This is a genomic window from Bartonella sp. CL63NXGY, assembly GCF_042194905.1.
In the GTDB taxonomy this organism is placed as follows: Bacteria; Pseudomonadota; Alphaproteobacteria; order Rhizobiales; family Rhizobiaceae; genus Bartonella.
This window is the reverse complement of record NZ_JBHINK010000152.1, coordinates 1-238: the sequence shown is the minus strand read 5'-3', so window position 1 is coordinate 238 and position 238 is coordinate 1. Positions and strand designations below refer to the sequence as shown.

Sequence of the window (238 nt, the reverse complement as noted above, 5' to 3'; positions counted from 1 at the left end):
TTGAAGTTCCTAATAAACAGATTGCGACTGTTGGTTTCCGTGACATGATTGCGGCAATGCCCAAGGATGATCATCCAATGAATGTTCCATTGGGTCGAACGGTGACTGGTGATGTAATGATGGCTGATTTAACCAAGATGCCACACTTGCTGATTGCCGGTGCAACCGGGAGTGGTAAATCAGTGGCGATTAATGTTATTTTGACTAGTATTTTACTCAAAGCCAAACCACATCAAGT

At 43.3% G+C, this 238-nt stretch carries 1 protein-coding gene; it reads left to right on the top strand.

All coding sequences use genetic code 11. The annotated features are described in order from the left end of the window. On the top strand, positions 1 to 238 hold a 238-nt coding region (locus ACFIK0_RS09845), incomplete at both ends, for an FtsK/SpoIIIE domain-containing protein (protein WP_375663984.1).